General features: G+C 47.6%; 21 protein-coding genes and 1 pseudogene. 16 read left to right on the top strand and 6 right to left on the bottom strand.

Annotation, left to right across the window (positions count from 1 at the left end):
- Positions 1–156: 156 nt before the first annotated feature.
- The 3 genes and pseudogenes from ACRPK8_RS12295 to ACRPK8_RS12285 all read left to right on the top strand — a co-directional run bounded on the left by ACRPK8_RS12295 (position 157) and on the right by ACRPK8_RS12285 (position 2080).
- Positions 157–705: a hypothetical protein gene (locus tag ACRPK8_RS12295; protein WP_432238471.1), complete on the top strand. Its 549-nt coding sequence runs from the start codon at positions 157–159 to the stop codon at positions 703–705.
- A gap of 277 nt (positions 706–982) precedes the next feature.
- Positions 983–1159: pseudogene (locus tag ACRPK8_RS12290) on the top strand (CorA family divalent cation transporter); the annotation flags it as partial.
- Between the two features lie 12 nt (positions 1160–1171).
- Positions 1172–2080 (top strand): LysR family transcriptional regulator, encoded by a 909-nt coding sequence (locus tag ACRPK8_RS12285; protein ID WP_432238470.1) that lies wholly within the window; start codon positions 1172–1174, stop codon positions 2078–2080.
- Positions 2081–2357: 277 nt separating this feature from the next.
- Here the strand turns inward: ACRPK8_RS12285 and ACRPK8_RS12280 are convergent, their stop codons facing one another.
- Both ACRPK8_RS12280 and ACRPK8_RS12275 read right to left on the bottom strand, forming a co-directional pair.
- Positions 2358–5948: a dynamin family protein gene (locus ACRPK8_RS12280; RefSeq protein WP_432238469.1), complete on the bottom strand. Its 3591-nt coding sequence runs from the start codon at positions 5946–5948 to the stop codon at positions 2358–2360.
- A gap of 119 nt (positions 5949–6067) precedes the next feature.
- Positions 6068–7492 (bottom strand): NAD(P)H-binding protein, encoded by a 1425-nt coding sequence (locus tag ACRPK8_RS12275; protein ID WP_432238468.1) that lies wholly within the window; start codon positions 7490–7492, stop codon positions 6068–6070.
- Positions 7493–7652: 160 nt separating this feature from the next.
- On the opposite strand from ACRPK8_RS12275, the gene ACRPK8_RS12270 reads away from it, so the two are divergent.
- Positions 7653–8039 (top strand): hypothetical protein, encoded by a 387-nt coding sequence (locus tag ACRPK8_RS12270; protein ID WP_432238467.1) that lies wholly within the window; start codon positions 7653–7655, stop codon positions 8037–8039.
- A gap of 264 nt (positions 8040–8303) precedes the next feature.
- On the top strand, positions 8304–9653 hold the full coding sequence (locus ACRPK8_RS12265; protein WP_432238466.1) for a phenylacetate--CoA ligase family protein: 1350 nt from the start codon (positions 8304–8306) through the stop codon (positions 9651–9653).
- Between the two features lie 59 nt (positions 9654–9712).
- On the opposite strand, the gene ACRPK8_RS12260 is transcribed toward ACRPK8_RS12265, so the two are convergent.
- Complete coding sequence (locus ACRPK8_RS12260) at positions 9713–10567, bottom strand: effector binding domain-containing protein (protein ID WP_432238465.1); 855 nt, start codon at positions 10565–10567, stop codon at positions 9713–9715.
- A gap of 172 nt (positions 10568–10739) precedes the next feature.
- On the opposite strand from ACRPK8_RS12260, the gene ACRPK8_RS12255 reads away from it, so the two are divergent.
- From ACRPK8_RS12255 to ACRPK8_RS12245, 3 genes are all read left to right on the top strand, one after another.
- The gene (locus tag ACRPK8_RS12255; RefSeq protein ID WP_432238464.1) at positions 10740–12092 is read left to right on the top strand and encodes a phenylacetate--CoA ligase family protein; all 1353 of its coding nucleotides are present in this window, start codon (positions 10740–10742) and stop codon (positions 12090–12092) included.
- 109 nt (positions 12093–12201) lie between these two features.
- Positions 12202–12933, top strand: coding sequence for a DUF5694 domain-containing protein (locus tag ACRPK8_RS12250; protein ID WP_432238463.1), 732 nt, complete (start codon positions 12202–12204; stop codon positions 12931–12933).
- Positions 12934–13530: a hypothetical protein gene (locus ACRPK8_RS12245; protein ID WP_432238462.1), complete on the top strand. Its 597-nt coding sequence runs from the start codon at positions 12934–12936 to the stop codon at positions 13528–13530. It begins immediately after the preceding gene.
- Here ACRPK8_RS12245 and ACRPK8_RS12240 read toward each other — a convergent pair.
- Positions 13512–14435 carry a zinc-dependent alcohol dehydrogenase gene (locus ACRPK8_RS12240; RefSeq protein ID WP_432238461.1) on the bottom strand — a complete coding sequence of 308 codons (924 nt, stop codon included), beginning with the start codon at positions 14433–14435 and terminating at the stop codon, positions 13512–13514. The two genes, ACRPK8_RS12245 and ACRPK8_RS12240, sit on opposite strands and share 19 nt — an antisense overlap.
- Before the next feature lie 125 nt (positions 14436–14560).
- On the opposite strand from ACRPK8_RS12240, the gene ACRPK8_RS12235 reads away from it, so the two are divergent.
- The 4 genes from ACRPK8_RS12235 to ACRPK8_RS12220 are packed head-to-tail and all read left to right on the top strand — an operon-like array spanning position 14561 to position 16296.
- On the top strand, positions 14561–14728 hold the full coding sequence (locus ACRPK8_RS12235) for a hypothetical protein (RefSeq protein ID WP_432238460.1): 168 nt from the start codon (positions 14561–14563) through the stop codon (positions 14726–14728).
- A gap of 12 nt (positions 14729–14740) precedes the next feature.
- Entirely contained in the window at positions 14741–15151 is a 411-nt protein-coding gene (locus ACRPK8_RS12230) for an RDD family protein (RefSeq protein ID WP_432238459.1), read from the top strand.
- A complete protein-coding gene (locus ACRPK8_RS12225) occupies positions 15141–15866 on the top strand; it encodes an alpha/beta fold hydrolase (RefSeq protein WP_432238458.1) in 726 nt (241 codons plus the stop codon). The genes ACRPK8_RS12230 and ACRPK8_RS12225 overlap by 11 nt, the downstream gene beginning before the upstream one ends.
- Positions 15838–16296, top strand: coding sequence for an NUDIX hydrolase (locus ACRPK8_RS12220; RefSeq protein WP_432238457.1), 459 nt, complete (start codon positions 15838–15840; stop codon positions 16294–16296). The genes ACRPK8_RS12225 and ACRPK8_RS12220 overlap by 29 nt, the downstream gene beginning before the upstream one ends.
- 54 nt (positions 16297–16350) lie before the next feature.
- Here the strand turns inward: ACRPK8_RS12220 and ACRPK8_RS12215 are convergent, their stop codons facing one another.
- Positions 16351–17100, bottom strand: a complete 750-nt coding sequence (locus tag ACRPK8_RS12215; RefSeq protein WP_432238534.1) for an SDR family oxidoreductase — start codon at positions 17098–17100, stop codon at positions 16351–16353.
- Positions 17101–17223: 123 nt separating this feature from the next.
- Between ACRPK8_RS12215 and ACRPK8_RS12210 the strand changes: the two genes are divergently transcribed.
- Positions 17224–17613, top strand: coding sequence for a thiol-disulfide oxidoreductase DCC family protein (locus tag ACRPK8_RS12210; protein WP_432238456.1), 390 nt, complete (start codon positions 17224–17226; stop codon positions 17611–17613).
- A gap of 321 nt (positions 17614–17934) precedes the next feature.
- Entirely contained in the window at positions 17935–18348 is a 414-nt protein-coding gene (locus ACRPK8_RS12205) for an RrF2 family transcriptional regulator (protein WP_432238455.1), read from the top strand.
- Between the two features lie 68 nt (positions 18349–18416).
- Here the strand turns inward: ACRPK8_RS12205 and ACRPK8_RS12200 are convergent, their stop codons facing one another.
- Positions 18417–18800 (bottom strand): VOC family protein, encoded by a 384-nt coding sequence (locus ACRPK8_RS12200; protein WP_432238454.1) that lies wholly within the window; start codon positions 18798–18800, stop codon positions 18417–18419.
- A 138-nt stretch (positions 18801–18938) separates the two neighbouring features.
- Between ACRPK8_RS12200 and ACRPK8_RS12195 the strand changes: the two genes are divergently transcribed.
- On the top strand, positions 18939–19751 hold the full coding sequence (locus tag ACRPK8_RS12195; RefSeq protein WP_432238453.1) for an MBL fold metallo-hydrolase: 813 nt from the start codon (positions 18939–18941) through the stop codon (positions 19749–19751).
- Positions 19748–20101: AAA family ATPase (locus ACRPK8_RS12190; protein WP_432238452.1), on the top strand; the 354-nt coding region annotated here is incomplete at its 3' end. The genes ACRPK8_RS12195 and ACRPK8_RS12190, both read left to right, overlap by 4 nt.

Raw genomic sequence — 20101 nt, 5'->3', positions numbered from 1 at the left:
ACCATTCAACGGATCGTGACGTATACTAAATATACAGTTTCTATAAACTGTGATTTAGATGATTAGAAACAGTTGAATTCGGAAACATACCCTTATAGGCATCATGTCCTGTCATCATCGACTTTGAAACGGTCCATCATGAAGGAGGGGAAGGCAATGAATATGAGTCAAGCCATCGTACGCAAACGCTACACGGATCATACTTTATTTTATTCCGCCATCCTAATCTGGAAATTGCTATTCTTCCTGCCACTGTTCATGTTCGTTAACAGCGGCACGGACCATGTGTTTCAAATGTATTTCGTACCATACTTCACGATTATCTTCCTGTTTCGCGTGATGACGTACTTTGCGACCTATAAAGCATCTTTCATGGAGATGACGGAAATGGGTCTCTCGTTATCCCTGCTCATCGCAGATGTCTATTTGATTGCCCTGTTCGATATTCCACTTCCGTTTGCCTTGATCATCCTAGCGCTCGCCTTACTCCATTTTAGTGCAGCATTTAGTCGTTTTCGTTGGTTCCGCCGTCGCCTGTGGCTGAATCGTCATCTCGAGATTCTGAACTATCTGACGGATCATGGGGAAGTGCCGGTTAAAATCGCTGTCATGGCAGAAGATGAGATGCTTGTGACGACGAAAAGCGGTAAAGAGTTTACGTATCGTCAAGTTTACTGGAGCGGTTTTTATATTGAACATGGTTGATACGCTATAAGAAAAAGGATTTCGTTTCTGGAATCCTTTTTTTGTTGCATTCGAAATAATGTAGTACGCTTACATAGAAAAAGGGGAAGAGAAAGTTGATTCGTTGTATATTGATTGACGCGAACGATGCGATCATTTTGACCAATGATATAGTTCGAACACAGGAGTCGGGCATCAAATGGTTCTTCGTTGATTTTAATCAACCGACAGACGCAGAGAAGCAAAAATTGATTGAGGTTTTTGATTTCCATCCGCTGGCGGTTGAAGATTGTTTCCACTATTTACGACGATTTTCATGCCCTTGACGTTCATTGCTGCAATATACGGCATGAACTTCGCACATATGCCAGAACTAACGACCCGGTATGGTTATTTCGTGACGTTAGGAGCAATGGCACTGCTCGCACTAGGAATGGTTTTGTTTTTCAAAAAAAATCGCTGGTTTGATGAGTAAGGAGAAATGTAGATGGATATTCGACAGTTACTCTTTTTTACGACGATCGTCGAGCAAGGATACAATTTAACGCGTGCCTCAAAACAGTTATCAATCTCCCAACCGGCGCTTAGCCAAATGATTCGGGATTTCGAACAGATCGAACAAGTGGAACTGTTCATTCGTAAAAATGGACGGTTAACAGGATTATCGGAAACCGGTCGACAATTGTATGAGGACGCGAAAGATGTCTTATCCCGACATCACGAATTGATGGGGCATCTCCGCGAACGATCGAGCGTCGTCCGAGGAAAAGTCCGACTTGGGATCCCACCGGTCATCTTACCAGTTTTATTTTCGCAACTCATTCCGAAGTTCATGGCGGAACATCCCGGAATCGAGCTAGAAATCATCGAAGAAGGGGCATTTGAGCTGAAACGGCGACTGTTACTCGAAGAGTTGGACTTGGCGATATTGATTGAACCCGGCGAATCTTACGGGATTGAACGCTTTCGCCTGATTGAAGACGAGGTCGTCGTCGCGGTCCGTCCCAATCATCCCTTTCAAGCAAAAGAGGCATTGTCCTATCGTGATATCGGTGATGAACCACTCGTCATCCTGAACGATCGTTTCATGTTGCATCATCAGATCCTGTCGGAGTTTCGTAAGGTGCAGCAAGAACCGAATATTTTCTTTATGTCGGGGGCTTGGGACTTATTGATCGGGATGGTGCAGGAACTTGACGTCATCTCGATCTTACCGGAACCGATTCTCCGGTTTCACCATGCCGATGATATCAAGATTATCCCGTTCGATCCGCCGATGTTATGGGATGTATCCTTGAACCGGCTAGCAGGGACCGAAATAAGGCCAGTCGTCCGGCATGTGCACCACTACATCGTCCACTATTTTCAATCGTACTGGCCGACTCCCGCTCGGTGATGAAAAATACAGCATAAAGAGGCTGACTTAAAAAAGAATGACGCGTCTTTTCACGCCCTTTCCTCAGGCGAGACACAAGCCCGCTTTCCTGATTCGTTGAAGCAGGAAAGCGGGTCTTGTTCGTCTCTGACAGCGCATAAATGCGCTTGTTCCTGTAGGAGTGGCGTGTGACGCGTCATTCTTTTTGTTACGAGATAAGGATGGCAGATCATCATTCTGCCACCCTCATCTTTGTAGAGACTGACTTTTGAGTCAGCCCCTTTATTGATTAGATCATTTAAGATGATGTGACGTGCTGTGTCAGACGACGGATTTGATTGGCTGCTTGTTTATAAGGCGTCAGCGTCTCTTGTTCCTGTAACGTCGCACGTTCACTCTCGAGTTGTTCAAGTGCTTGGCGTAACAGATTCTCTGAAAGAGACGTCAAGGAAACATTTAGATGTGCCGTTGCGACTGCAAGCAATCGTTCTTCTTGAACGGCGGTATATGTGAGTGCATCCTGTTTCGTTAACGTCGCAAGTTCTTCTTTCAACTGTTCCTTCTCGTTTTTCTCGAAAAAGGCTTTTGCATTCCGGAAGTGGCGTTTTACGCTGACGTAAGGTGTCGCATCCTGGAAGGGACCATCGAAGGTCATCTCGTCCAATCGAGATACCGTAACAGGTGCGAGCTGGAACGACTCGTTCCATTGTTCAAGGAGTTGTTGCTCTTCTTGCTGTCGACGGATCAACGCTGCTTCAAGCCATTGATCAACACGGAAATGTGTGACCCGTAGTTCCTGCTCAAAATCGAACCGAAGGAACGTCAACAGTTCTGTCAACGCATCTTGCAGTGCTGATGCTTTGGCTGATTGAGCAAAGCGGACGGGATTGTAAGCTTCTTTAAAGAAATCAGGGAAACGGTAGTAAATGCGCTGTACGACATGGTGTAACAGTTCATGGATTTCCGCTTTCAGTGCAGGTTCAATCAAAGCGGCGCGATTCTCTTGGAATCGGTCCGTCACTTGTTGTTCTAAGGCAGACAGTTCGGTCAAACGTTCTTCTTTTCGTAAGAGGTTCGCTTCAGTTGCAACAATGAACCGTTCGAGTCGCTGGACGGTCTTTTCCGTCTGCTCCGATAAGGAAACTTTAGCGAGTCCGGTCAAGTCCTCTGCTAAGAAGTGATGGAATGCTTCCTCGAATACAGGTAAACCGGATGTCGCTTCGGTTAGTCCTTGTTGTTTTTCAGCGAGCCCTTGTAGACTTGAGACTCCGTAAAGGCGTGGTGAGTGAATCCCGAAGCGTTGCAATTCCGTTGCGACATAGTTCAGGACATCTTGACGTTCGCTATCAGAGGCAGCGAGATCAATCGCGTTAACGAGGAAGAACATCTTATCGAGTTCGAACGCGTCTTTAACACGACCGAGTTGAATCAAAAATTCACGATCCGCCCGAGCAAAGGCGTGATTGAAGTAGGTGACGAACAAAATCGCATCGGCATTTTTGATGTAATCAAAAGCAACATCCGTATGACGGGCATTGATTGAATCGGCTCCTGGTGTATCGACGAGCGTGACCCCGAGGCGTGTTAACGGACTATCATAGTAGAAATCGATGACATCGACGAAACAGCTTCGCTCTTCTTTTGCGACATAGGCTCTAAAGGCTTCCTCGTCAACGGTCTGGACGGTTCCGATGAACGCTTGGACGTCAGGGAATCCCTTCAAGAATGCGCGAAGGAATGGATCCGTCAACGTAGTAGCACGTGGCAACAGTATTTCGTATGCCTGTTCGGTTGACTCAAACGTCACCGTGTTCATCATCGCTTCATTTAAATCCTCTACCATTGCAACTTCCGACTTGAACGTGACCTCTGCCGTGCCATGAGCGTGGTTGTCATCAACGGGATGAATTCGGTTGATGGACGCCGTCGTCGGATTCGGAGAGACTGGAAGTACCTTATCTCCGAGCAAGGCATTACAAAATGAAGATTTTCCAGCGCTGAAGGCACCGAATAAGGCAATCGTGAATGACTGATGTGTCAGTCGATCTAGTTTGTCATTTAAATAAGCAACGGCTTCTTCAAATCCTTGTAGCCCATTCAAGAGGTGACGAATTTGAGCTACGTCTTCTGGTGCATAACGGACGGATTGGTGCTCCGTCATCGTCGGCGCAACTTCATAGGCAGCTGTCTCTGTCACCGACTTAAAACCTGTAAAGGAAACGATCGCTGCTTCCTGTTGCACCAATTGTTCTTTCCAAACGGTAACTTGAGTCCGTGCTTGTTCGAGTTGCGTTTCAGACGGATTGACGACACTACTCTCATAGCGTACGAGAGCAGCGGTAGCCTGTTGCCAGGTCTGAACACTATCCCACTTTTGCTGCAGGAGCGTTTGCTGTTGCAACAGTTCGGCTTGTTCTTTCGGGAAAGCCACCGTTAACTCTTGACGAACGCGTTCCCGCCATGCGTTCGTCTCTTTGACGAACCAAGCCTGCGTTTGTTCAGCGACACGATTCGTAAACTGGAGCACCGATTCGCCGGTGATCGTTATACCGCTCGGAAGGGCACTTTCAAGTACGGAAAGCGGCGGGTCGAGTGAAAGCTGATCAATTGTCACGATATGTGTATCCTGCAAAAGACCCAAATCCCGTAACGACTGTTTCATCAAGTTACGTAAATGGAGCGAAATCTCAGACGCCGTGACCGTCTGATAGGCACGCATGACGTCTTGTGCAATCTCTGCTTGAGCCGCTTCCGTCTTTTTTGTGCTACGGAATAATCCAACCTTGAAATCACGCTGCCGGGATTCAAGGAAACGACGCATTTTCTCGCGCAGCTCAAACGGCATCAACGTTGCATTCTTCAAGAGCTGGTCCCGGTGAAGCGAAAACGTCTGCACCCACCGATCCGGTTGACGCGCTTCCAACTGATGCGAGACGTGGGTCAATTCAGTCTCAATCGTAGCCGGCTCATGTCGTTCCGCGTCACTCAGTTGCTCCGTCATCGTCTCGAAGGCTTCTGAAACAAGGCGGTCCAGATATGTGGTATGCTCCTGGTGCAACGTTTCGAGCGTTAAAGCGGCGGAAGCCAGCAGTTTAGGCTGTGCGTCGCGGATACTTTGTTTCACCAATTGCTCGACTTCTTGGAAGTCGTTTCCCGGATGAGCGGGATCACGCAAACTCGTAAAGAAGATGCCTTTTGGCACAACACCGTGCTCCGCGAAGGACGCATGGACCGAGCGGCGGAACGCCTCAAAGGATAGTTCATCATCACGATGTTTATCGATTTGGTTGACGATCAGATACAACTCCGGAACTGCTGCTTGCAGTTCGTCCGTCACCATGAAATTCAATTCGGATTGGACATGATTATAGTCCATGACATAGAACAGGATGTCCGCCAAATGAAGCGCTGACTCTGTTGACACCCGGTGGGCATCGTCGACCGAGTCGACACCAGGTGTATCCATCAAGACGAGGCCTGGCGGAAGCTGAGAAGCGGCATGCGTCAAGTCGATTTGCCGGACATCACCACTTTTCCCAAGCGTCTGAAGGTGCTCGTCTTGTTCTTTTGCTGTCAGCCGGACGGAGGGCTGTTCATGAAAATGGACGATGGCTGTATCCGTGTCACCTTGCTGAAGCGTCACGATGTTTGCGCTCGTCGGAATCGGGCTCGTCGGTAAGACGGATTCTCCTGTCAAAGCATTGATCATACTGGATTTACCGGCAGAAAAATGACCGGCGAACGCAATCGTGAACTCCCGTTTCAGGAGTTTCATGGCGAATTTATCGAGTTTATCTAAACGGAGTTGATCCGTTGAAGGTTGAATGAGTGTGGCGAGTGAAGCGGTCGCCTCAAGCTGGTTCGTTAATCGTTCCTCAAATGAGCGCATGCAATGAAACCCCTTTCTTTCAGTCATCGTTCAGTGTATCACGATTTTTTCCGTTTCGTCATCCTTCTGAAAGCGACAAAAAACGATCCGCCCGGCAAGGAGAGGATCGCTCATGTTGATTAAGTCGACGGAACGATTTCGTCCGCGCGTGTTGATTCTTGTTCTGTCGAGTGAACCCGACGCAACAAGTGTAATTTAAAGAGGTACATGACGAGTAGGTGGACATTTGCCTGAGTCGCTTTATAGAGTACCCATGGCAACGCAGGAACGAACTCATGAATGGCGATGATACATTCCTGTGTCCCCGGAATCTGGCGAAATTCAATCCGGCCCCGGCTGTCTTGCTCGACTTTCGCAAACAATCCGCCAGTAATCCGGTACGTCGCCATCTGACGATCATGAACCGGCTCCTTCGTCAGTTCAAGAAGCGGTTGATCGTAAAACGGGATGTGGATTCCGACGACCTGACCCTTCACGGATGATGATAGGAAGGGGCGCGCAAATGATGACAACCAGTCCATATAATCATCTGCTGCCCAGTCGGCATCCCGGTCCTTCGGTAGTAAGACACGCTGTACCGAGCGGACATCGAGGACTTCTTTAGCAGAAGTCGATGAGGAAGAAGATCCGGATGAATTCTCTTCTTCTTTTAATGCATCTCGGACCGATTGTTCAAAGGTAATGCGACCGTCACTAATGCCGGGAACCATTTTTTCGGGATCCGCGACCATCTCATGCACCATGCTTTCGACTAGTGGATAAACGGTTTCCTTCGGCTCACCAGATACGAGTGTGACCCATAGACGAGACAATTTAACAGTAAGCAAAGGGATGTCGATCGTCGGTTGACGTTTTCCCATGATGTCTGCCGTTTTAAGAATCATCTCTTTATAGGTCATCGCTTCCGGTCCACCGATATCGATTGCCTGCCCTTTGACGTCATCACGGTCGACACTTTCACCGAGCGCTTGAATGACGTCGGGTAAAGCAACAGGATGCGTCTTATTGCGCGTCCAACGTGGCAATGCCATGATCGGAAGTCGTTTAACAAGTTTTGATAAGATTGGGAATGAAGAACCTTTTGGACCAACGATCAACGCTGCCCGAATCGTCGTTACTGGAGTTCCGTATGCACCGAGGACACGTTCGACCTCAAGTCGGCTTTTTAAGTGGCGCGATAAATTTGCTGTTTCCTCGGGGATAATGCCACTCAAATAGATGATTTGGCGGATGCCGTTCTCTTTTGCGGCGCGGGCGAAATTATCGGCTAACAGTAAGTCCATATTTTCAAACGATCCTTGAGTCAGTTTGGCAGACGGCATCATCGAGTGAACGAGGTAGACAGCGATGTCCGCTCCTTTCATTCCCTCGATCGTATCGTCAAGGGAAAAGAGATCACACGATCGCCACTCGACGCGTTCCTCATTGTCCTTATCGTCACCATTTCGTGAAAGGGCGATGACGTCATATTTTTTCTTTAATTCATTCAGTAGATTGTGACCGATGTAACCAGTGGCACCGGCTAAGGCTAAACGCGTTGGCATGGATGTAAACTCCTCTCCTATATCTGTTGTAATGTACCCCCAATCGAGTCGCTTCAATCGCAGGACTCTTTTGATAAGACGATTCAGTTGACCGAAACAGGGAATAGAAAACTATGGAAATGAAACAACCGGGAAGATGAACACAAAGGAGGCTTCAACCATGCAGACGATACAATTCATGCAAGAGGGACATGAGAGACGATTCGATCTGTTGTGGCGACGTTTAAAACCGAAACAACGAGAGGATGCTGCAATGGTCTCCGTGTTGTATCTTGCAACAGGACAGCCACTCGTACTGGAACGTTTTTCAGACTATTTCTTTCCGGACAGCGGGGAGTTTTTTGATCGTGAGTTTCTAGCAGAACCGAGTCCGAGTCCGGCGGTCGAAGCAATCATCCACTTCATCGTCCAGTTGTACAATGGACGAACGACGATTACGATCATCGAGCTGATTGAACGTTTGGATGAACAACAGATGTCGCTCGTGCTTGAAGCCATCAAGTTACGTACCTATGGGTGTCGTTTACTTGAAAAGACGCTGACTTGAATTTGATTCAATCGTCTATCAGACACAGAGAAAAGACGGAAGGCACTTTGTGTCTTTCGTCTTTTTGATGGGTTCGATTGATCGGTTCACATTGTGATTTCAGAATCGCAGAAGAATATTTTAGTGAAATGAATCTCACGAAAGTGAATCGCCATGAAAAGAAAAGCTAAGTTTATTCACGAAGAACTAATTGAGGTGGGCGACGGCTGGAAATAAGATGAAAGTATCAGTAAAAGGTGGTTCAACTATGGAAGGAGTGACATCATGCAGCTCAAAGAATCGATCTACTTTCACTCACCGATTTTCATCCAAAACATGTTGACGACGTTACAAGGACGTCGCCTGTTCCACGAACGATACGGTGTAGCTTACCAGCAACGATTACAGGAACTGAAACAGAAATTGGGACAGCCGAATGACGTGCGAGCAGAACAGTTGCAGCGGTTGAACGACTTCCTTCGTTTCTGTCAAACGCATAGTCCGTATTACGAGGCATTGTTCTCCTCGATTGCATTAGTCCTTCCCTTACGATCGATGGATGAACTAAAACAAATTCCCCCTCTGACGAAGGAAACACTACGACAACAAAATGAAGCTGTCCATGCGCGCGTCCATGCGCCGATTCTCGGGAAAACGGGCGGGACGACCGGTAAATCGATTCAGGTCCATTACACGAAAGAGGACATGCAAATCCGGATGGCACATCTTGACTTCTTCAAATGGACGCACGGCGTCGACCAAGGGATGCGCCGTGCCAGTTTTACGGGTCAAGTCCTCGCCTCACCACAACAAAAGGCACCGGTCTACTGGCGGATGAACAAAGTCATCAATCAGATGCTGTTCTCGATCAAGAACATCAATCCGAAAACGGCTGCTGCATACATCGAACAACTCAATCGGTTTCAGCCAGAATCGATTGACGGATTACCTTCAGGAATGATTGAAGTGGCACGATATGCGAAGAAGTATGGGATGACCTGTACGTTCCGACCAAAAGCGATTTTTCCAACGGCAGAGATGATGACGGCAGAAGAACGAGCGCTCGTCGAGGAAGTCTTTCACGCCCCCATCTATGATCAGTATGCTTCTTCCGAAGGAGCACCGATCGTCGCGGAATGTCCGTATGGAAAAAAACATCTCCATTATGAGATGGGGATCATTGAACGCGATGAGGATGGCGAAATTCTCGTCACCAGTTTTGATACGCATGGAACGCCACTTGTCCGGTATCGCGTCGGCGATCGTATGACCATGAGTCAAGAAACGTGTCCGTGCGGTCATCAAGGACCCATCATTGCTTCAATCGATGGACGCGGGCGAAGCTTCATTCAGTTACGAAACGGACATCGTGTTTTTGAAGGCGAACTGGCGGGAATCGTTCGGGCTTTTCCGAACTGTATCGAACGCGTGCAATATATTCAAGAGACGCAGGATGAGGTTATTCTTCTCTACGTACCGGATGAGCGATGTTTTGAAGTCGATCACGAGAAAAAACTGTTCTTCGTCCTCGATCGGCTGTTCGACGGACAATTGAATGTCGTCATGCGCGCCGTACCGGAAATTCCGAAAGAAATCAGCGGCAAGACGTTATTGATCAAACAGCAATATGCCTGACGACTAACGAAGAAAAGACGAGATCACCGAAGATCTCGTCTTTTAGTGTTGAAAAGAACTTAGTCTCGCGGACGCACCGGAATCCAGATGGCGGATTGATAGTCAGATGCAGACGGGTCGCCAGCCGAATAGACTTCGAGTTCGGCATGAGGTAACGGCTCATACCCATGTGATGGAAGCCATTCTTGATAGATCCGATGCCACATCTCTTGAATGGCATGCGGCATTGGACCGACGACAGGGAACGTTGCCCAAAGACTCGCCGGAATCGTCATCGTTTCCTGACCGGGCAGGACTTCCGTTGTTGTCGTCGCGATCCAATAATCCATCGATGTTTCGGTGAAATTGGAGCAGACACCAATCACACCTTCAATCTGACCGTCATTTTGTTTGAACAAAGTAGCATCTTGACCAGAATGATTTACATCATTCCAAAACAACGGAATCAGCTGTTTTTGGGCACCATCTTGCGTCGGAAAGTTTTTCCGCCAGCCGGCAAGCTGTAAAGCCGGTCGTTCGATGAGTTGGTAATCCATTTGCTCCATTCCTTTCAAGGTCACCTGAATACTCAGGCGGTTATAGGCGTGAATCGGACGTCGCTCGCTTCGCATCAACGTCGGCGAACAGCCATGTTGTCGTTTAAAGGCTTTCGAGAAAGCTTCCGGCGTCTCATAACCAAACCGTAAGGCGAGATCGATGATTTTTTCGTCCGTTTGGATCAACCGTTGGGCAGCAAGCGTCAGCCGTCGTCCCCGGATATATTCCGGTAACGTCATCATCGCAAGCAACGAAAATGTCCGTTGTAAGGGATAAGCCTGCATGTGAGCGACTTTCGTCAACACGTTGAGATCAAGCGGATCCTCTAAATGATTTTCGATATGATCAATGACACGTTGAATCGATTCGAGCCACATCTTGTCACCTCCTTGACTTCAGTATAGTAGTGCGAGCTGCAATTAATCTGTCCGGGACGATTTCGATTTGTCAGGTTGAACGTTTCCTTCTTTTTGTCATCTTCTTGTCAGGTACATCGGCTATCGTAGAGTCATCGTAACCGTTACTTCCCTTGCGAAAGGACGTGATGACATGGGTATCAAAGAGCAGATCTATAATCGCTCTCCTCTCTTTCTCCAACACCTCTTCACAACCCTCTATGGGTATCAATTGCATCGCGAACGTTATGGACCGGTCTATCAAGAACGACTTCAGACGCTCCTCAAGCGAGAGCAGATGACGATTGACGTCGAAGCAGAGCAACTTGATCGTTTGAATGACTTCCTTCACTTCTGTGCCGAACACAGCCCTTATTACCAACACCTCTTCCTTTCGAATGACATTCACTTACCATTAAAGGATTTATCAGAACTCAAAAATATCCCTGTGTTATCAAAAGAAATATTACGAACGCGGATGGAGGAAATTCGAACGGACGTCCCTGCACCGATTATCGGAAAAACGGGTGGAACAACCGGCACGTCACTGCAAGTACGCTATACCATACCGGATATGCAAATTCGGATGGCACATCTCGATTACTTCAAGGCGACGCATGGAGTGCGACGCGGGATGCGTCGTGTGAGTTTTACAGCGCAAGATTTAGTACCGGAACGGCAACAGACGGATGTGTACTGGCGGATGAATCGAGCATCGAATCAACTTTTATTTACGGTAAAACGTTTGTCTCCACGGACGATGGCAGCGTATCTAGAAGCGATTGAGCGTTTTCAACCGGAAACAATGGATGGACTTCCATCTGCGATGATTGAACTTGCTCGATTTGCGAAACGAGAGGGAATTCGCTTAACCTGTCAACCGATTGCGATTTTTCCGACGGCTGAACGAATCGAGACGGATGAGCGTCACGTCATCGAAGAAGTGTTTCACGGACCCGTGTTTGATCAGTATGCATCGTCTGAAGGCGCACCAATCGTTTCGGAGTGTCGGTTTGGGCAAAAACATCTGCATCATGAAATGGGAATCATCGAACTAGATGCAGACGGGGAGATTCTCGTGACGAGTTTTGATACGCATGGTACACCACTCATCCGTTACCGGGTCGGAGATCGGATGACGCTCAGTCAGCGTACCTGCTCCTGCGGTCACCCGGGACCAATCATCGATTCGATTGATGGAAGGGGACGCGCCTTCATTCAAAAACCGGATGGGCAAAAGATTTTTGAGGCGCAACTGTCGAGTCTCGTTAAACATTTACCCAATAGCATTGAACGGATTCAGTACGTGCAGGAGACACCGGACAGTGTATCCATCTACTATGTGCCTGACGCGGAACGGTTCAATGATGCAGACGAACAACTTCTGATGGAGCGACTGTATTTGCTGTTCGGACGTGAAATTAGACTCGATGTTAGAGCGGTCTCTTTTATCGATGCTGAAGAAAGCGGAAAAATATTGTTGGTCAAATCTAGCTTAACAGGATGACAGAAAGTGGGCAGATGGCATTATCTGTCCACTTTTCCTTGTTAGTCACTGCAGAAAGGTCGCTTCCTTTACCAAAGATAAGGTAAAATCAGGAAAAGGAGGAATGCAGATGAAGCCTCAGATTTTACTGATAGGTCTATTTCATCTTGATCGGCCAGCAAATGGAGATATGATTCGTCCGACGATTTTTGATGTCACGTCAGAGAGACGGCAACGTGAAATCAAACAAGTCGTTGCCCGATTGAACACATTTCGACCAACAGGCGTTGCGATTGAGACGTCACCTGAACGCATGAGCGACCTGCAACATACATATGACACCTATCAACACGAGAGTGATTTAACCACTAATGAACGGCAACAAATCGGTTTTCGCCTAGCCCGAATGGCAGGATTAGCAGATCTCCATGGGGTCGATTGGAACGAAACCGTACCCGACGTACCGGATTTAGGAATAGTCCGTTCACATCATCCGGAAGCTTTCGAGACGATCGTCGCTGATGAGATGCAGCGGACTGAACAGTTACAGTACGCGATGGAGCAGTTACCGTTTTCCGAATGGCTCGATCGATTGCACGCTGAAGAGACGATTACAGCATCCGCTATGGTCTACGATCAAATCGAACGACTCGAGAGCGGACAGATCTGGGTCGAACGCTACTGGCATGTTCGTAATCAAAAGATTGCCGAGCGACTACTGCATCTCGCCCAAACGACTGAACGGATCGTCTGCTTGTACGGTGCAGCACATCTTCCGTTATTACGACAGTACTTAATCGAATCGAACCAAGTTGAGGTGATGACATGGAACAATTGGAACAACGAAAAGGAGTGTAGATAAATGCTATTTCACTACCATATTTGGACACCACATTTGGAGGAAACAGAAGCCTGGTACACGGCACGCGGGTTTCACGTTTCCCAGCGCATCGGGAAAAAAGATGGAGAATTTTCTTCGTTTAATCCACCTCTGTCATGGGATGATTTTCGAACCGATAAGATTTTATTCCGAATCATCGAAATGAAGCGGGGTGCGGTCAATGTGACGATCGGGTTCGGAAAGACGGTTCGTTTTGACCATATCGGGTTTTTGATTCAGTCAGATGACGTGCAAGCGATTCTCGACCGTGCCGCAACCGCGTCGTTTTCGGTTCAAGCCAATGAGCGACGAACGTTCTTGCAGACACCGTACGGATTGCGGATCGAACTGCAAACGCACGAAGATGCGATTGCAGATGCTGGCGGAACGGAACTCGTGCGACTCGTCCTAGCAACACCGCGCGAAGGTTTAGAGGCGGACTTAGCAAAATTGTTTGATCAACCGGTTCCACAAATTCAAACCGTCCACGGGGAGAAGACCGTCTTACAAGAAGCCGTCTTCTCTTACGCGTCGCTCGTCGGAACGGACCCGAACGGTGTTCAGCTCGTCTGCTCGTAATCGACGAACACTTTGATCGGTAGTTCCGTTGATTGCATCAAGGAAGTAAAACAATTTGCGAGATTGCTAAATGTTGTCTCCTGTTCGAATAAATCGGGTAAGGTTGTGTGACGTTCGTCTGCAAAGAGCCAGTCCGCATGCTGACGGTAATCCCAGCCGTCACTTGAAGCAACAATCTGCAGTTCTTTTGCGTGAAAAGCAGGGGTCAACGTCAAGGCTTCCCGGTTGCCGTCCGATAAGACACAAATCGTACCATGAGGACGGACAGCGGATTGAAGTGCGGCAAAGGCTGCTTGGCGTCCGGAACATTCGATGGCAACGTCATACGTATCTGAATCCGGCATGACGATTTGTGCCCCTAATGGACGTGCGAATTCCGCGCGGGACGCAAGTGGCTCGATGATATCAATCTGACGAACGTTAACGTAATGCCGTAAGTAATGAACCGTCAACAAACCGAGCGTACCCATTCCGGAAACTAAGACGCTAGAATTGGACGTCAATGTCAGCTTTCGGACGCCTTTTGCCGCGTCACAGGACAGAATCGACAGTAAGGCTTCGCGCGGTGAAATGTGAGCAGGGACAGGGATGACCTTTGACTCAGGTACGATCGCTTGATCCTGATGACCATAAAAGCTGACGATCCGATCACCGGGTTTGACGATTTGGACCGCGTCACCAATAGCTAGCACTTCGCCGTAACTCTCATATCCGGTCTCAAGCGGATAGTGATAATCGGTTGCGGTCATGTCTTGTTCAAGCCATTGCGGAAGTTCGGCACCGATACTGATGGCACCTGCGATCGTTCGGACATGGACGTCATGACTGCCGAGTGACGGGAGTTCCCGGGTGACATGACCGGGTGTTTTCGGTTCAACGAGACAACAAATAGCTGCAGTATTCAATATTCATACCTCATTTCGATGTAGGATCATTTATGTATGGACTAAGCATATACTAGTTTACTTGTAAAATATAACAATTCGAAACTGGATATGAGGTAGAATAAGAAGGAAAAGGGGAGAATCGAGTGGCACCATTACTGATTTTAGCATTACTCGTGTTCGCATTCTTGACGTTTCGGTATAGTAAAATTCTCGTTCGAAAGGATATCTCTGCCGCAAACAAACGACTCGCAATCGTCTTTTATTTGATTGCTGTCAGTGCACTCGGCGCTGTCGTCTATTTCAACGTATAAGGAGGATCACTCATGCATTCAACGACCAAACGACGGATCGGTGCGTACCTCATCAACCAAGCCGTTTATGCAGGACTTTCCGTCATCATGGAAAAGACAGTGTTGCGCCGCGTGAAATCAGAAGTCGTCCACGCTGTCGTCACGCAACCAACCGTCAGTTTCTTGGCGGAAATCGCACAATTAAAACTGTTGAACGGAAAATCAATCGGTGGACAGATCTGTGGTATTCAGGTCGAAAGCGAGCACGGATTACCGTTGACGACGAAACAAGTTGTCCGGCGAACGGTTTATCGGGATACGGTCTCACTATTTAAAGTCCGTCCGTACTGGAAATCTTTCCTCGAAGATGGTCAACGATTACCGGAAGATGACTTCGCGCAGACGATCGTCCGCTTGAAAAAGGAGAAAAGAAATGAAGCGTGATTTTCATGTTCATATCGTTCGGGCTTCTCAACCAACGGGAGCGATCCTGCTTTATCATGGCTGGGGTGGAACGGCCGTCTCTTATGTAACGTTTGCCGAGCAGTTGGCGGAAGAAGGGTTTGATGTCTTCATTCCAGAACTCCTTCGACATGATCATCGTGATCCGTTTGATGACCCTTACGATAAAGAAGTAACGACTACCTATTTTTGGTCGGTTGTTGAGCAATCGATAACGGAAGCAAAAGAAATCATTATGCAGTCAGGTTGGAGTGTCTCAGATGTGATCGTCATCGGTGTGTCGATGGGTGGCTTTATTGCGCATGGAATCTTGGCACGTTTCCCGATCAAAGCCCTCGCTGCGATCAATGGTGGCGGCGCTTATCTTGAAGCCGAACGTCAATTCCGTGCGCGGGACGGACGACCAGCAATCGATGATACAGCGCTACCGTGGACGCTTGATCCGGTTCATGTAATGGATGCACGTCCACGGTTGCTTCTACACGGCGATGCCGATGACATCATTCCGCTATCCATTCAACAGACCTATCTTGAGTCAGCCATTCAAGCTGGTTTTCATCAAACGACCGCACTCCGCGTTTTTCCGAGTGTCAACCATACGGTGACGGATGTGATGATCGAACAATTGATTGACTGGCTAAAACAATTCAAACAGCTGGAGGCGACAGATGGACTACATTCGTTTTCTCCGCAATAAAGTGGGTTCGGAAAAAGTAATGTTGAACTTTGCCGGTGGGATCGTCTTAGATGATGAAGGACGCATTCTCCTGCAAAAACGACGTGAACAGAAAGCGTGGGGATTTCCGGGTGGGGCACTTGACCTCGGAGAATCACTCGTAGAAGCGGCAAAGCGTGAGATTTTAGAAGAGACCGGGTTTCATATCACGATTGAACGGTTAAGTGGGGTCTACTCGAACTATGAAGAAGTTTATCCGAATGGAGACGTCGCTCAACCAATCGTTCACTTTTTCGTTTGTCGAATTAATGGCGGACAGTTGACGATTGATCCCGATGAATCACTCAACGTTGCTTTCTTTGAAAGGGAGCAGATGCCAGGACTCTATAGCGACTTGCATCAAACGGCTTGGAACGATTTTTTGACGGAAGTTGGACCGGTCTTTCGATAATGCAAAACATCCTTCTGATTTAGCGTCAGAGGGATGTTTTTAAATGCTATACCTTCAGCGTTCAAAGCCACCTTCGGAATGAATGACCTGTCCGGTCACCCAGCTGCCGTCTGGACTGACAAGAAATTGAATCAAGCGTGCGACATCTTCAGGAACACCAATTCGTCCGAATGGAAAACTAGGTTTAAGTGCTGTCCGTGTTGCCTCATCCATCCACGTCGAGTCAGTCGGACCCGGATTGACGGCATTTACGGTGATACCAAGCGGTGCCACGGCTGCGGCGTATGTTTTCGTAAAGGTCGATAAGGCACCTTTCGTCGTTGCGTAAGCAATCTCGTCTGGCATCGGACCGAGATCCTGACCGGACGTTAGTTGAACGATACGACCGGACGTCAGCTTTGCTTCGACGAATTGTTTCGTAAAATGTGTCGCGAGCAACAGTGGGGCACGGAGATTGACCGCGTAGTGTTGGTCGAGGCTTTTCGCGTCAAGCTCCTGCCAATCCGTCATCGTTGAATGCGCGGCATTATTGACGAGAATGCTCGGCGTTCCGAAATCCTCTAATTTCGCGAATAATTCGTCAGCAGCATCTGCTTGACTTAAATCGAGCTCAAGCGCAAGGGTGCGGGCACCGAGGTCCTGAAGTTCGGTCGTAAAACTAGTTGCCCAATCGGCTGTTGCTTTAAAATAAGTATAGACCAGGTCATGACCAGTCGCAGCGAGCTGACGGCAAATGGCAGCGCCAATGTCACGCGTCTGACTCGCACCGGTCACGATGGCAATCGGTCGTGTCGTCATATGTATTCTCCTTTAAGTAAATGAATTCATAAAAACCAAATGTGTACAGAACTAGTATAACGGAACGAATACAGAAAGTGGAAGTTCACGGAATCATGCGTTTAATAGGTAAGGAAGGGTGAATCACTTATGAAAGCAATCGTCTTATTCGACGGAGAATGTAATCTCTGTGACGCGAGTGTCCAGTTCATCTTAAAGCGAGACAAGGGATACCATGATTTTGCTTCGCTACAAGGGGCAACGGGTCAAGAACTCGTTCGGCGTCATCATCTGCCGGAAACGATCGAGAGTGTCGTCGTGATTGACCAGGGTGTACCCTATATCAAATCGGACGCAGCGTTACGGATTGCCGGTCATTTAAGAGGTGGATGGCGTCTGTTGAGTCTGCTCCGGATTGTTCCGCGTCCATGCCGCGACCGTGCTTATGATTTTATTGCGAACAATCGCCATCGCTGGTTCGGGCAAAAACAGCAGTGTGCGCTTCCTTCTCCGGAGACGCGTGGTCGATTTCATGATTAAAGATGAAAAACCGCGACGAATTTATCACGGTTTAGTGTGTTCATTATGAAAGACGAGCTATAAAAATAGCGCTAAATCAAAGTAGGCTAATTGCAACAGAGCTTTAAATAGGAGTAGTTCAGCATATAGATTCGGATAATTAAAATAACAATTCTACCTGTTTCCGAAAAAATCCGTGGAATTCTATACTCCGTATCCTGTAAGATAGTCGATAAATATGTGCAAATGCACTTCGTGGTTCAAGTGAAGCTTATTAAAAAGAAGTGCAAAGAATGAGCTCGTAAACGTTGTTATGAAGGATTGGAAAAGAAGGTGAATTGAATGAAGATGACTCGCTCTACGGACTATGCCATTCGTGTACTTATTTTTGCAGCGTCGCACCCGACTCGGCTCGTACAAATTCAAGAAGTGGCAACGCATTATGATATTTCTAAGAATCATTTGATGAAGATCGTCCATGCACTGAGCAAGTTTGGTCTCATACTTTCCATGCAAGGTCGTAATGGTGGCTTTAGATTAGCAAAATCACCGGATACGATTACACTAGGAGAAATCGTTCACTTATTTGAAGAAGTATCTTATCTGGAGAGCGTGTCAGTAACACATGAGGATCGCAGTTTACAAAATACGCGTCGTGCATTCGATCAGGCCTTTTCATCCTTTAAAGAAGCACTAAGTGCTTACACGCTGAATGATTTAATGGCACCAACACGGGTTGATGGAAATACTACCTGAAAGCTGTCGAATCGTCATAAGGAAACAAAGCAGGTCATGCCACATCAGTGGTTCGACCTGCTTTTGTCTTATCCTGTACAGAGCATCAAAACATTACCATCAGGATCAGCAAACGTAAAATAAGCAAAATCATCGAAACGTTCGATGTCACGAATGATTGAAGTCTGTAACGACAACACAAACTGATAGGATGCATCGATGTCTGTTGTGTAAAAATTAAATAAAGCATGTGGTGAAGGTTGATGTTGATACAATGGATCGTTTGTATGATCATCGAGTGTCAGACTGGTTGGACCTTGAAGTGGAACATTATAGACAGGTGACGTGATGAGTGACGAATCAAATGGAAGCTGCAGTAACTGATGATACCAGGCAGCTGACCGTTTTAAGTCCTGTACATGTAAAAAGACTGCGTTCAGTCGGGGAGCAATCAGATGAGTCGAAATTGACATGAAAATCTCCTCCTTCGATTCTTTAGTATAGAGTCTTTATTCGTTTCATTCAAAATGATTCCTGCATGATATTCCTATAAATGGAATATGTTATGATATATTAGGAAAATCACTTTTGAATTGGAAAGGAATGATGATATGGAAACCATCATCTGTACGACGTGTGGCGTCGAACAAATCAATCCAGAACGCGAAATATGTCCGATTTGTCTAGAGGAACGACAATACGTCAATCCGACAGGTCAAACATGGACGACACTTGTTGATATGCAAACTTCAGGGACGTATCAAAATGTGATTACGGACGACGGAGCAGGCGTCTATGCAATTCAGACGACACCAGCATTCGGTATTGGTCAGACGGCATATCTTGTTCAAGGAAAAACGTTCAACTTGTTATGGGACTGCATTACATATCTTGATTCAACAACTATAGAACAGATCAACGAATTAGGCGGGATGCACGCAATCGCATTATCGCATCCACATTACTACGCGACACAGGTCGAGTGGGCAGAAACCTTTGATGTACCAATCTATATTCATGAGGACGATGCGTCATTCGTGACGCGACCGAGTGAGCGCATCGTCTTCTGGAGCGGCGAACGCTTGGAACTGGCGGATGACCTGGCATTGCACCGCGTCGGTGGTCACTTTAAAGGAGCAGTCATCTGTGAACGGAAAGATGCGTCAGCAGGTCTACTGTTAACGGGGGACATCATTCGGATCGTTGCCGATCGTTCGTGGGTCAGTTTCATGTACAGCTATCCGAATGTGATTCCACTTCCGGCAAAGACGGTCGAACGGATAGCAGAGACGCTACGTCCGCTTGAATTTGAGAAATTATACGATGCCTTTCATCGGAAAATTGAAACGGGTGCGTCTGAAGTCGTCGCTCGCTCAGCAGAACGGTATATCGCTGCCTTGAACGGGGACTGGTTCACGACATGAAGTCGCGTTTGATCGTCATCCGCGGAAACTCAGGCAGTGGGAAAACGACGCTTGCGAAAGCGTTACAATTAACCTTACCGGATAGCATTTTGTTGTCGCAAGATGTCATCCGCAGGGAGATGTTGAGCGTAAAAGATGGACCAGGAAATCCGGCGATTCGCTGGATCGAAGAGTTGGTTTTACTTGCTGACGGACGTCACGCGACGATTTTGCTCGAAGGAATTCTCGCACAGGATTGGTACGGTGAGATGATTGACCGATTGGAACGACGCTTTACAGAATGTACGAGCGAGAAAGCCCACTCCTTTAGGGGTGGGATGATAGCGAGTTCGGGGACGGGGTGTCTTCAG

The organism is Exiguobacterium sp. TDN 0502 (assembly GCF_050846835.1).
In the GTDB taxonomy this organism is placed as follows: domain Bacteria; phylum Bacillota; class Bacilli; order Exiguobacteriales; family Exiguobacteriaceae; genus Exiguobacterium_A.
This window is presented reverse-complemented; position numbering and strand designations above follow the sequence as displayed.

Bases quoted from the DNA above. Each gene is read 5' to 3' on its own strand.
- ACRPK8_RS12295 (WP_432238471.1), top strand. From the start codon at position 157: ATGAATATGAGTCAAGCCATCGTACGCAAACGCTACACGGATCATACT.
- ACRPK8_RS12285 (WP_432238470.1), top strand. From the start codon at position 1,172: ATGGATATTCGACAGTTACTCTTTTTTACGACGATCGTCGAGCAAGGA.
- ACRPK8_RS12280 (WP_432238469.1), bottom strand. From the start codon at position 5,948: ATGCGCTCATTTGAGGAACGATTAACGAACCAGCTTGAGGCGACCGCT.
- ACRPK8_RS12275 (WP_432238468.1), bottom strand. From the start codon at position 7,492: ATGCCAACGCGTTTAGCCTTAGCCGGTGCCACTGGTTACATCGGTCAC.
- ACRPK8_RS12270 (WP_432238467.1), top strand. From the start codon at position 7,653: ATGCAGACGATACAATTCATGCAAGAGGGACATGAGAGACGATTCGAT.
- ACRPK8_RS12265 (WP_432238466.1), top strand. From the start codon at position 8,304: ATGCAGCTCAAAGAATCGATCTACTTTCACTCACCGATTTTCATCCAA.
- ACRPK8_RS12260 (WP_432238465.1), bottom strand. From the start codon at position 10,567: ATGTGGCTCGAATCGATTCAACGTGTCATTGATCATATCGAAAATCAT.
- ACRPK8_RS12255 (WP_432238464.1), top strand. From the start codon at position 10,740: ATGGGTATCAAAGAGCAGATCTATAATCGCTCTCCTCTCTTTCTCCAA.
- ACRPK8_RS12250 (WP_432238463.1), top strand. From the start codon at position 12,202: ATGAAGCCTCAGATTTTACTGATAGGTCTATTTCATCTTGATCGGCCA.
- ACRPK8_RS12245 (WP_432238462.1), top strand. From the start codon at position 12,934: ATGCTATTTCACTACCATATTTGGACACCACATTTGGAGGAAACAGAA.
- ACRPK8_RS12230 (WP_432238459.1), top strand. From the start codon at position 14,741: ATGCATTCAACGACCAAACGACGGATCGGTGCGTACCTCATCAACCAA.
- ACRPK8_RS12225 (WP_432238458.1), top strand. From the start codon at position 15,141: ATGAAGCGTGATTTTCATGTTCATATCGTTCGGGCTTCTCAACCAACG.
- ACRPK8_RS12220 (WP_432238457.1), top strand. From the start codon at position 15,838: ATGGACTACATTCGTTTTCTCCGCAATAAAGTGGGTTCGGAAAAAGTA.
- ACRPK8_RS12210 (WP_432238456.1), top strand. From the start codon at position 17,224: ATGAAAGCAATCGTCTTATTCGACGGAGAATGTAATCTCTGTGACGCG.
- ACRPK8_RS12205 (WP_432238455.1), top strand. From the start codon at position 17,935: ATGAAGATGACTCGCTCTACGGACTATGCCATTCGTGTACTTATTTTT.
- ACRPK8_RS12200 (WP_432238454.1), bottom strand. From the start codon at position 18,800: ATGTCAATTTCGACTCATCTGATTGCTCCCCGACTGAACGCAGTCTTT.
- ACRPK8_RS12195 (WP_432238453.1), top strand. From the start codon at position 18,939: ATGGAAACCATCATCTGTACGACGTGTGGCGTCGAACAAATCAATCCA.